The sequence below is a fragment of the Burkholderia sp. MSMB1072 genome (genome assembly GCF_001524725.1).
In the GTDB taxonomy this organism is placed as follows: domain Bacteria; phylum Pseudomonadota; class Gammaproteobacteria; order Burkholderiales; family Burkholderiaceae; genus Burkholderia.
Window position 1 is genome coordinate 83,204 of sequence record NZ_LOYC01000041.1, and the last position, 11,578, is coordinate 94,781.

At 68.5% G+C, this 11,578-nt stretch carries 9 protein-coding genes and 1 pseudogene; 5 read left to right on the plus strand and 5 right to left on the minus strand.

Annotated elements, in window-relative coordinates:
* Positions 1-24: 24 nt before the first annotated feature.
* The 5 genes from metH to WS89_RS22415 all read right to left on the minus strand — a co-directional run bounded on the left by metH (position 25) and on the right by WS89_RS22415 (position 6,796).
* A complete protein-coding gene (gene metH / locus WS89_RS22395) occupies positions 25-2,742 on the minus strand; it encodes a methionine synthase (protein WP_059506358.1) in 2,718 nt (905 codons plus the stop codon).
* A gap of 42 nt (positions 2,743-2,784) precedes the next feature.
* The gene (locus WS89_RS22400) at positions 2,785-3,852 is read right to left on the minus strand and encodes a homocysteine S-methyltransferase family protein (protein ID WP_059793563.1); all 1,068 of its coding nucleotides are present in this window, start codon (positions 3,850-3,852) and stop codon (positions 2,785-2,787) included.
* A gap of 202 nt (positions 3,853-4,054) precedes the next feature.
* On the minus strand, positions 4,055-4,312 hold the full coding sequence (locus WS89_RS22405; RefSeq protein WP_006477667.1) for a BTH_I0359 family protein: 258 nt from the start codon (positions 4,310-4,312) through the stop codon (positions 4,055-4,057).
* A 244-nt stretch (positions 4,313-4,556) separates the two neighbouring features.
* Entirely contained in the window at positions 4,557-5,816 is a 1,260-nt protein-coding gene (locus WS89_RS22410) for a DUF3108 domain-containing protein (protein ID WP_059793578.1), read from the minus strand.
* 113 nt (positions 5,817-5,929) lie between these two features.
* Complete coding sequence (locus tag WS89_RS22415; protein WP_059793565.1) at positions 5,930-6,796, minus strand: IclR family transcriptional regulator; 867 nt, start codon at positions 6,794-6,796, stop codon at positions 5,930-5,932.
* 127 nt (positions 6,797-6,923) lie between these two features.
* Here WS89_RS22415 and WS89_RS22420 point away from each other — a divergent pair, with 127 nt between their 5' ends.
* From WS89_RS22420 to WS89_RS33935, 5 genes and pseudogenes are all read left to right on the plus strand, one after another.
* Positions 6,924-7,916 (plus strand): fumarylacetoacetate hydrolase family protein, encoded by a 993-nt coding sequence (locus WS89_RS22420; protein ID WP_059506352.1) that lies wholly within the window; start codon positions 6,924-6,926, stop codon positions 7,914-7,916.
* 132 nt (positions 7,917-8,048) lie between these two features.
* Entirely contained in the window at positions 8,049-8,876 is an 828-nt protein-coding gene (locus WS89_RS22425) for an enoyl-CoA hydratase/isomerase family protein (protein WP_006495425.1), read from the plus strand.
* Between the two features lie 81 nt (positions 8,877-8,957).
* Positions 8,958-9,734, plus strand: coding sequence for a PhaM family polyhydroxyalkanoate granule multifunctional regulatory protein (locus WS89_RS22430; RefSeq protein WP_059793568.1), 777 nt, complete (start codon positions 8,958-8,960; stop codon positions 9,732-9,734).
* 24 nt (positions 9,735-9,758) lie between these two features.
* Positions 9,759-10,985 (plus strand): patatin-like phospholipase family protein, encoded by a 1,227-nt coding sequence (locus WS89_RS22435; protein ID WP_059793570.1) that lies wholly within the window; start codon positions 9,759-9,761, stop codon positions 10,983-10,985.
* Positions 10,986-11,450: 465 nt separating this feature from the next.
* A pseudogene (locus WS89_RS33935) lies at positions 11,451-11,578 on the plus strand (ferritin-like domain-containing protein); the annotation flags it as partial.

Below are 11,578 nucleotides of genomic sequence, written 5' to 3' on the forward strand. Positions count from 1 at the left end.
GGCCGAGCCTCCCGTTTGCATCGATCAGAGCTGCGGCGCGAGCGCGCGGCGCGCGTCGTCGAGCGACAGCGCCATGCGCTGCGCGTAGTCCTCGAGCTGATCCTGCCCGATTTTGCCGACCGAGAAATAGCGGCTGTCCGGATGCGCGAGGTAGAAGCCCGACACGCTCGCCGCCGGCAGCATCGCCAGCGAATCCGTCACGCTCATGCCGATCTCGTCCGCGTGCAGCACGTCGAACATGTCGCGTTTCACGAGGTGATCGGGGCAGGCCGGGTAGCCGGGCGCGGGGCGGATGCCCGCGTACTTCTCGGCGATCAGCGCGTCGTTGTCGAGCGTCTCGCCGCTTGCGTAACCCCACAGCTCGCGCCGCACGCGTGCGTGCATCGCTTCGGCGAACGCTTCCGCGAAACGGTCGGCGAGCGCCTTCAGCATGATCGCGCTGTAATCGTCGTGGTCGGCTTCGAACTGCTTTTCCTTCGCGTCGACGCCGAGGCCGGCCGTCACCGCGAACATCCCGATGTAGTCGGCGACGCCCGATTCCTTCGGCGCGATGAAATCGGCGAGCGAGCGGTTCGGCCGCATCACGCCGTCGACCACCGGGCGCACGCTCTGCTGGCGCAGGTTGCGCCACGTGAGCAGCACTTCCGAGCGCGACTCGTCGCTGTAGATCTCGATGTCGTCGTCGTTCACCGTGTTCGCCGGCAACAGCGCGATCACGCCGTTCGCGGTCAGCCAGCGGCCCTGGATCAGGCGCGCGAGCATCGACTTCGCGTCCGAAAACACGCGCCGGGCCGATTCGCCGACGATTTCGTCGTTCAGGATCGCCGGGTACGGCCCCGCGAGGTCCCAGGTCTGGAAGAACGGGCCCCAGTCGATGTAGTTCGCGAGCTCGTTCAGGTCGTAATTCCTGAACACGCGGCGGCCGATGAACTTCGGCTTCACCGGCTGGTAGCCGGCCCAGTCGACCTTGGTCTTGTTCGCGCGCGCCTGCTCGAGCGTGACCATCGGCTGCGCCTTGCGATTCGCGTGCTGGTCGCGGATGCGTTCGTAGTCGGACTTCAGCTCGTCGAGGTATTTCGCGGCGCCTTCGTCGGACAGCAGGTTCGACGCGACCGACACCGAGCGCGACGCATCCGGCACGTAGACGACCGGGCCTTCGTAGTGCGGCGCGATCTTCACGGCCGTGTGCACGCGCGACGTCGTGGCGCCGCCGATCAGGAGCGGGATCTTCTTCACGCGGAAGTAGTCGTCGCGCTGCATTTCGGACGCGACGTACGCCATTTCCTCGAGGCTCGGCGTGATGAGGCCCGACAGCCCGATGATGTCCGCGCCTTCGACCTTCGCCTTCGCGAGGATCTCGTTGCACGGGACCATCACGCCCATGTTGACCACTTCGAAGTTGTTGCACTGGAGCACGACCGACACGATGTTCTTGCCGATGTCGTGCACGTCGCCCTTCACGGTCGCGATGACGATCTTGCCCTTCGCGCGCACGTCGCCGCCGGCTTCCGCGAGCAGGCGCTTTTCTTCCTCGATGAACGGGATCAGGTGCGCGACCGCCTGCTTCATCACGCGCGCCGACTTCACGACCTGCGGCAGGAACATCTTGCCCTGGCCGAACAGGTCGCCGACGACGTTCATCCCGTCCATCAGCGGCCCTTCGATCACGTTGATCGGGCGACCGCCGGCGGCGGCGATCTTCGCGCGCGCTTCTTCGGTGTCCTCGACGATGAAGTTCGTGATCCCGTGCACGAGCGCATGCGCGAGCCGCTTCTCGACCGGCTGGTTGCGCCATTCGAGGTTTTCTTCCTTCTTCGCGGCGCCGGTCTTGAACTTGTCGGCGATCTCGAGCAGGCGGTCGGTCGAATCCGGCCGGCGGTTCAGGATCACGTCCTCGACGCGCTCGCGCAGTTCGGGATCGAGATCCGCGTACACGCCGAGCTGGCCCGCGTTCACGATCCCCATGTCCATCCCGGCCTGGATCGCGTGATACAGGAACACGGTGTGGATCGCCTCGCGCACCGGGTCGTTGCCGCGGAACGAGAACGACACGTTCGACACGCCGCCGCTCACCTTCGCGTACGGCAGGTTCTGCTTGATCCAGCGGGTCGCCTCGATGAAGTCGACCGCGTAGTTGTTGTGCTCGTCGATGCCGGTCGCGACCGCGAAGATGTTCGGGTCGAAGATGATGTCTTCCGGCGGGAAGCCGACTTCGTTCACGAGGAAGTCGTACGAGCGCTTGCAGATCTCGGTCTTGCGTTCGTAGGTGTCGGCCTGGCCGGTTTCGTCGAATGCCATCACGACCGCGGCCGCGCCGTAGCGGCGGATCAGGTTCGCGTGGTGGCGGAACGCATCCTCGCCCTCCTTCAGCGAGATCGAGTTCACGATCGCCTTGCCCTGCACGCACTTGAGGCCGGCTTCGATCACGTCCCACTTCGACGAGTCGATCATGATCGGCACGCGCGCGATGTCGGGCTCCGACGCGATCAGGTTCAGGAAGCGCACCATCGCCGCCTTCGAATCGAGCATCGCCTCGTCCATGTTGACGTCGATCACCTGCGCGCCGTTCTCGACCTGCTGGCGCGCGACGGCGAGCGCCTCGTCGAACTGGCCGTTGAGGATCATCCGTGCGAACGCCTTCGAGCCGGTGACGTTGGTGCGTTCGCCGACGTTGATGAAGAGCGTCCCGGGCGTGACGTTGAACGGCTCGAGGCCGGCAAGGCGCATCATGTGATCGGTCATGGCGGTGCGGATTCTGGTGATGAAGGACGTGGGGCGGTCGGGTCAGGCGTTGTCGCTGTACTGGTTCGGCCAGCGGCGCGGCTTCACGCCGGCGAGCGCCTTCGCGATCTCGGCGATGTGCTCGGGCGTCGTGCCGCAGCAGCCGCCCGCGAGGTTCACGAGCCCGGCCTGCGCGAATTCCTTCAGCAGGCCCGACGTGACGTCGGGGGTTTCGTCGAAACCGGTGTCGCTCATCGGGTTCGGCAGGCCCGCGTTCGGGTAGCACGACACGTAGGTGTCGCACAGCTTCGCGAGCTCGGCGATGTACGGGCGCATCAGCGCCGCGCCGAGCGCGCAGTTCAGGCCGAACGTGAGCGGCTTCGCGTGACGCAGCGAATTCCAGAACGCTTCTACCGTCTGGCCCGACAGGATTCGGCCGGACGCATCGGTGACGGTACCCGAGATCATGATCGGCAGGCGCTCGCCGGTGTCTTCGAACAGCTCGTCGAGCGCGAACAGCGCGGCCTTGGCGTTCAGCGTGTCGAAGATCGTCTCGACGAGGAACAGGTCGACGCCGCCGTCGAGCAGCGCCTTCGCCTGCTGGTAGTACGACGTGCGCAGTTCGTCGAACGTGACGTTGCGCGCGCCCGGATCGTTGACGTCCGGCGAGATGCTGGCCGTCTTCGGCGTCGGCCCGATCGCGCCGGCGACGAAGCGCGGCTTGTCCGGCGTCGCGTATTTCGCGGCCGATTCGCGTGCGAGCTTCGCGGATTCGACGTTCATCTCGACGACGAGCTCTTCCATCCCGTAGTCGGCCTGCGCGACGGTCGTCGCGCCGAACGTGTTGGTTTCGACGATGTCGGCGCCGGCTGCGAAGTACTGGTCGTGGATCTCGCGGATGATCTGCGGCTGCGTGAGCGACAGCAGCTCGTTGTTGCCCTTGATGTCGCGGGGGAAATCCTTGAAGCGCTCGCCGCGATACGCGGCCTCGTCGAGCTTGTAGCGCTGGATCATCGTGCCCATCGCGCCGTCGAGGATCAGGATGCGCGATTTCAGCAGCGCGGGCAGGGCGGCGCCGCGCGTATAGGGCGCGTCGAGCGGGACGGAAGCGGCGAGAGGAGTCGCAGACATGGGCGGAAGACCGGCGAAGACGGAAAACCGTCATTGTAGCCGGTGCGTCAAGGGGGTGCCGACCCTTGCCGCGCCGGCCGGACGGCCCGTCAAATGAAAGCCCCCGCCGGCGAACCGGACGGGGGCAGGATCGGAGTGCACGCGGCGCCGCGCGGGTGCGCGGCGAATGGCCCGGCCGCGTGACGCGCCGGGCCGCGAGTCGTCAGTGCAGCACGACGGGCATCATCATCAGGCTGTCGAATTGTCCGAGGAATTCGTCGACTTCGTCGAGCGACGGTTCATCCTCGATCAGCTGCTTCACGTGCGCGCGGAATCGCTCGGCAAGTTCGCCGTCGATGAAGATTTCGCGCTGCGCGTTCTTGTCGACGATTTCGTATCCGCCGGCATTCATCAGGTGATGGCCGGCCTGCGGCGCAAATTCGACGACGCAGTAGTTGGGGCTGTTGTAGATCATTTGCATGGCGGCACTCCTCTTCGCAGTGGCATCTGGCCTTGTTGTCCCCTAGGTGGGGCGAGCCTTGCCGGTTTCAAGGGGCTTGCGCTGCACACCCCGTTCTCCCGTTTGCGTGGGGTGTATCGGTTAGAAGCCGATGTCTATCAAACGTTTCTCATTGTGAGCCGGTGGACTGAAATAGTTGTTAAAGAGTGTCATCGGCCATTTTCCGGAAATCTGTAGTCGGTCGAAATTGCCGATTCGTGCGCGTTCACTGTGTGACAGCCGATGAGGCAGGCGGTTGCATCGTCGCGGGCGGTGCAGTTTGCGCGGGCGGCGCGGCCGATGCATCGGCGGCCGGTGCGGCGGCGGGCGCGTTCGTTGCGCCGCCTGGCGGTGCGGTATCGGCAGGCACGTTCGGTGCGGCGAGGCGGCCGTGCCACAGCAGTTCGATCTGCGCACCGTTCGGCTCGCTCTGCACGAGCCGCGCGGGCAGCCAGCCGAGCGACGGCGCGAGCCACATGTCGATGCGGCGCGTGTCGCCGGCGCGGCGCGGCAAGCGCATGAAGTGCCGCGCGGCGATGATGCCGGCCTGTGTCTGCACCTGTTCGTCGCCGATCACGGTGATCGGCCAGGTCTCGCCGCTGTTGTTGTCGATCACGAAGAATTGCTGCGTGACGCCCGGTTTGTAGGCGGCGGGATTGCCGCGCACGAGTCCCGACAACTGCATCAGCATGCTGAAGCGGTCCTGCACGCCGTCGGGCAGCGGCGCGTTGTTCGGCGTGCGCGTGAACACGACCTGCCGGATCTCGCGGTTGAAGATCGCGATGTCTTCCGGCCGCTTGCCGCGCTTCTCGACGTAACGGTCGGGCGCGACGCCGAATGCGTCGATGCGGCCTTCGCTGCGATAGGCGAACGGGCCGACGAACGGCACGGGCATCGATACCGACAGATCGTAGGTGTGCCCGTCGGTGCGCCAGTGGATCGTGCCGATCATGTTCTGCATGCCGTTGTAGAACGTGTCGTACTGCAGGTCGCCGGACGGCGGCACGGCGAACTTCACGCCGCTCGTCGCGGGGCCCGGTGTCGCGGCGCCGGCGCTGGCGCTGGCGGACGAGGCGGCGTGTGTGCTCGACGCGCCCGGGGGCCCCGATGCGCCGCTCGCGGCGGATGCGGCGGCAGCCGGCGGTTCGCCGTGCTCGGCCGTCTGCGTCGACGTGAGGACCGGCTCCTGCGACGGCGCGGGTTTCGGCGGGGCCGCCTGCGGCGCGGCGGCCTTGGGCGCGGCCGGGCGTTCGACCGGCTTCGGCTCCGGCGGCTCCGGCCGGCGCTCGATCGGCTGCGGTTTCAGCAATTCGATCTGCACGGGGATGTCGGCGGGCGGCGGCGGCGTGAACGATTCGCGGTTGCGCATCAGCCAGAACCCGGCGAGCGCATGCAGCGCCAGCACGGCGACGAGCGCGACGGCCACGCGCGGCCAGCGGCGGGGCAGGGCGTGACTCGGGCGAAGGTCGGCAGGCTGCATGGGCATCGGAACGGGATCGGGGCGCTTGCTTGACGTCGGGCGCGCGGCGCGCGCCACAGGAATCGGACCGTCGGATGCGCCGCGCGTTCGCGATGCGTGACGTGGCGTGAACCGATGCGTCAGGCGTCGCGTGCGTCGGGACTATAGCCGAGTTCGTAAGACAGTTTCCGTGCGCAGGCGCGCAGCGCGGTGTCGATCTCGCCGCCCCACGCGATGTCGAACGAGCCTTCCTGGCCGAGCGCGACGATTGCGAGCGCGAGTTCGCCGACCGCGTCGAACACCGGCATGCAGAACGCGTGGATCGTCGGCAGCAGCATCCCTTCGACGCGCGCGGCCTGGTGCGCGCGCACGTCGGCGAGCACCGCATCGACTTCGTCGAGCGTGCGCGGGCCGCCGTGGTGCGGCGAGCGGCGCGTATCGGCGAGTTCGCGCTCGAGCATCGCGGCGGTCTTGCTGCGCGGCAGGTACGCGGCGAACAGCAGCCCCGTCGCGGAGCCGAGCAGCGGCATCACGTCGCCGAGCTTCAGCGACGCCTTCGCCGGATGGCTCGATTCCATCCAGTGCACGATCGTCGGCCCCTGGTTGCCCCATACCGCGATGCCGACCGTCTGGTCGAGACGGTCGCGGAATTCGGTCAGCGCGATCCGCGCGAGCTTCACGCCGTCGACGCGCGCGAGCCGCGCGAGGCCCATCTGCAACGCGAAGCCGCCCAGCTCGTAGCGGCCCGAGACGGGATCCTGCGACACGACGCCGAGCCGCGAGAAGCTGACCAGATAGCGGTGCGCCTTCGCCGGGCTCATGCCCGCGCGCTGCGCGAGATCGCGCAGCATCATCGCGCGCGGCTCGCTCGTCAGCACGTCGAGCAGGCGGAAGCCGACCTCGATCGACTGGATGCCGGAACGGACCTTCTCGCCGTGTTCGCCGGAGGTGGCATCGTCGGTATCGGAGTCGGCGAGATCGTCGTCGGGAAGTGGGCTGGCGGGCATGGGCAACGGGTGCGCGAAAATGCGACAGGAAACGGGGCGAAAACGGCGTGCGCCATCATGGCGCGCCGCATGGATTCACCATCGTAAAATAGATTCCCTCCATCGTCACTAAAACGGCCAATCCCCTATGAAACTTGCTTCGCTGAAGGACGGCACGCGCGACGGCCAGCTGATCGTCGTGTCGCGCGACCTGCACACCGCGGCGATTGCCGATGCGATCGCGCCGACGCTGCAGCGCGTCCTCGACGACTGGGCGTTCTATGCGCCGCAACTGCGCGACCTGTACGACGCGCTGAACCACGGCCGCGCGCGCAATGCGTTCGCGTTCGATCCGGCCAACTGCATGGCGCCGCTGCCGCGCGCGTTCCAGTGGGCCGACGGCTCCGCGTACGTGAACCACGTCGAGCTGGTGCGCCGCGCGCGCGGTGCCGAGATGCCGCCCGAGTTCTGGACCGATCCGCTGATGTACCAGGGCGGCAGCGACGATTTCCTGGGGCCGCGCGACGACGTCGTGTGCCCGTCCGAGGAATGGGGCATCGATTTCGAGGCGGAAGTCGCGGTGATCACCGGCGACGTGCCGATGAGCGCGTCGCCCGACGACGCGCTGAAAGCCGTGCGGCTCGTCACGCTCGCAAACGACGTGTCGCTGCGCAACCTGATTCCGGCCGAACTCGCGAAGGGCTTCGGCTTCTTCCAGAGCAAGCCGGCCACCGCGTTCGCGCCGGTCGCCGTCACGCCCGACGAGCTCGGCGACGAGTGGCGCGCCGGCCGCGTGCACCGCCCGATGATCGTCCACTGGAACGGCAAGAAGGTCGGCCAGCCCGACGCCGGCACCGACATGGTGTTCCACTTCGGCCAGCTGATCGCGCACGCGGCGAAAACGCGCAACCTGCGTGCCGGCTCGATCGTCGGCTCCGGGACGGTATCGAACAAGGACGCGAAGCGCGGCTACTGCTGCATCGCCGAGAAGCGCTGCCTCGAGACGATCGAGCACGGCGCGCCGCAGACCGAATTCATGCGCTACGGCGATACCGTGCGCATCGAGATGTTCGACGCGGCCGGCAAGTCGATCTTCGGCGCGATCGAGCAGTCGGTCGCCCCGCCCGACGGCGCGGCATAAGCCGCGCGGCGCACGCCACGCAGCGGCGAAACCCGGCTTTGGCCCGCGCGCCGGGTTTCGCCCGATGTTTGACCGCGCGGGCTTGGCTACACTCGATTCAAGCGTTCGAGCACGTCGAACAAGGAGCAGCAGATGGCCGATCTTGCCGCGTACGGCGGTTACGAAGCACTGAAGGTGACGCGCCGCGACCATGGCGTGCTCGACATCGTGATGAGCGGCGAGGGCGCGAACCGCAGCGGCCTCGCGACCGCGAACGCACGCATGCATCGCGAGCTCGCCGACATCTGGCGCGACGTCGATCGCGATCCCGACACGCGCGTCGCGGTGATCCGCGGCGAAGGCAAGGGCTTTTCGGCGGGCGGCGATCTCGCGCTCGTCGAGGACATGGCGAACGATTTCGACGTGCGCGCCCGCGTATGGCGCGAGGCGCGCGACCTCGTCTACAACGTGATCAACTGCAGCAAGCCGATCGTGTCGGCGATGCATGGCCCGGCCGTCGGCGCGGGGCTCGTCGCCGGGCTGCTGGCCGACATCTCGATCGCCGCGAAGGACGCGCGCATCATCGACGGCCACACGCGGCTCGGCGTCGCGGCCGGCGACCACGCGGCGATCGTGTGGCCGCTGCTGTGCGGGATGGCGAAGGCGAAGTACTACCTGATGCTGTGCGAGCCCGTGAGCGGCGAGGAGGCCGAGCGGATCGGGCTGGTCTCGCTCGCGGTCGAGCCGGCCGACCTGCTGCCGAAGGCGTACGAAGTGGCCGAGCGGCTCGCGCACGGGTCGCAGTCGGCGATCCGCTGGACCAAGTACGCGCTGAACAACTGGCTGCGCACCGCCGGGCCGACCTTCGATACGTCGCTCGCGCTCGAATTCATGGGTTTTTCGGGGCCCGACGTGCAGGAAGGCATCCGTTCGCTGCGCGAGCGGCGCCCGCCCGCGTTTCCCGGCGACGCGCCGTTCTGACGTGCGCGCTATGATCGAACCACGCGCGGCTGCGCGACGCACGGCGGCCGCCTCGCTCCCCCAGTCAACCAGGATGCCCGTATGACGACCGATGCCTCCGGCGCCAACCCTTTCGCCGGTTTTGCCGGGTTCCAGCCCGCCGACATGATGGACCGGATGTGGGACATGATCCGGATGTCGCCGTTCGGCGGGATGGCGCCGTTTCCGGGCGCCGCGCACGGGCTGCCGCCGTCGCTGTCGAGCATGTCCGACATGATGTCGCCGCTCACGAACGTCGAGGAGCTCGACAAGCGGATCACCGACCTGCGTGCGGTCGAGCAGTGGCTCAAGCTCAATCTCGGGATGCTGCAGTCGGCGATCCAGGCGCTCGAGGTGCAGCGCGCGACGCTCGCGACGCTGCGCGCGTTCGGTGCGTTCGCGCAAAGCTCGATGTCGGCGGCCGAGGAAGCGGCTGTGGCCGCCGCGCAGGCCGCGAAAACCGCGTCCGCGGGCGAGGCCGCGCCCGCGCCCGACCCTGCGGCATCGGCCGCCGCAGCATCGGCCGCCGCAGCGTCCGCCCCGGATGCGCCGGCGGGCGACCCCGCGCAGCAGCCGTTCGACCCGGCCGGCTGGTGGAATCTGCTGCAAACGCAATTCAACCAGCTCGCGAGCCTCGCGATGGCGCAGCCGGGCATGCAGCCTGCCGCGCCGGGCGCCGCGCCGCCGCAGGCCGCTGCCGCGCCGGAACCGGCCGCGAAGCCGGCCGCGGCTGCGCCGCGCAAGCCCGCCGCGAAGCGTGCGAAGCCGTCCGGTTCGGCCGCGGCCCGCGCGGCGGCCGCTTCGTCGCCCGAAACGCGTCCGCCGAAGCGCTCGACGTGATGCGGCGCAGGTAGCAGGGCGATCATGCGACTCGCGCTCGTTCTGATGGGAGGCGGCGCGCGCGCCGCATACCAGGTCGGCGTGCTCAAGGCGCTGGCCGAGATCGCGCGCGAGGCCGATCCGCGGCGGCACACGCTGCCGTTCGCGGTCGTGTGCGGCTCGTCGGCCGGCGCGATCAACGCGACGTCGATCGCCAGCCACGCGGACGACTTTTCCCATGGCGTGCGGCGCCTGCTCGAATTCTGGGAGCCGCTGCGCGCCGAATACGTGTACCGCACCGACTGGCTCGGCATCGCGGCCGCCGGCGCGCGCTGGCTCGCGACGATGACGTTCGGCTGGGCGGCTCGCCGCTCGCCGCGCGGGCTGCTCGACAACACGCCGCTCGCGCACCTGCTGCAGCGCGAGCTGAGCTTTCACCGGATCGAGCAGATGCTCGAGGCGCGCCTGCTGCACGCGCTCGCGATCACCGCGCTCAGCTATTCGAGCGGCCGGCACCTCACGTTCTACCAGGCCGCCGAGCCGATCCAGGCGTGGCGGCGCGCGCAACGCACCGCGCGGCTCGTCGACCTGTCGGCGTCGCACCTGCTCGCGTCGTCGGCCATTCCGTTCGTGTTCCCGGCCGTGCCGCTCGTGCTCGACGGGCAGATCGAGTACTTCGGCGACGGCTCGATCCGGCAGATCGCGCCGCTGTCGCCGGCGATCCACTTCGGCGCGCACCGGATCGTCGTCATCGGCGCGGCCGATCCGCGGCCCGAGATTCCGGCCGCGAACGGCGCGGGCCGGGCACGCGGCTACCCGACGCTCGCGCAGATCGGCCAGCAGGTGCTCGCGAGCGTGTTCCTCGACTCGATCGGCTCGGACATCGAACGGATCGAGCACATCAACCGGATGATCGAGCACCTGCCGCACCAGGTCGAAGTCGACAGCGGCTGGCGGCACGTCGACGTGCTCGCGATCGCGCCGTCCGAGCGCATCGAGCTGATTGCCGCGAAGCACCTGAAGCAGATGCCGGCGACGATGCGCGGGCTGCTCGGCGCGATCGGCGGCAGCCAGCCGGCCGGCGCGTCGTTCGCCAGCTACCTGCTGTTCGAGGAGGCGTTCACGCGCGAGCTGATCGAGCTCGGCTACCGCGATGGCCGGGCGCAGCGGGAGACGCTCGCCGACTGGATCGCGCACGCGGACGGCAGCAGCGCGCCGGCGGCCGGCACGCCGCCGGAAGACGGCCTCGCGACCGGCGAAATGCGGGTCTGACACGCGCAGGCGCACTGTAAGGTTGTGTTTTCGCGACGGTGGGCCGCGACCGATCGCCGCACCGCGGCTGGCGGCACGCGACCGGGCCGGCGTCTCGGAACCGTCATGCACGCGTGCTATCATGGCCGCCGCCGTATATACCATATCGAGCAGCCCGCCGATTCGGCATCCGCACGGGACCTTTCGGGGAACCCGCGTGGGGCAGGGGACGGGGTGCGCCATCGAGCCGGCCAGCGCCGGCCCCCACTCAGGCATGCGCGTCCGGCCCCGTCCGAATTGAGCGGGGTGGCGGCATGCTCCATGGCGGCAACGCGGCCGCCTGGCCGCCGGACAAGGAATCGGCGTCCGGCGGGCCGGTTTCCCGCGTAAAATTACAGTCTTGGCTGCAAAAAGCGCGTGGCGCGCTTGCGCGGCAACAGTCACGTTTAGAGAAGTCGCATTGCGCAGAACAGGGGTGGGACCATCATGAACACCATGCTTTATCCGGAACTTTACAGGTCGCTCGAAGCCGTCCGTTGGGACATGGAGAAGGACATTCCGTGGGACAGGTTCGACGCTTCGCTGCTCACCGACGAGCAGGCGAAGACGATCAA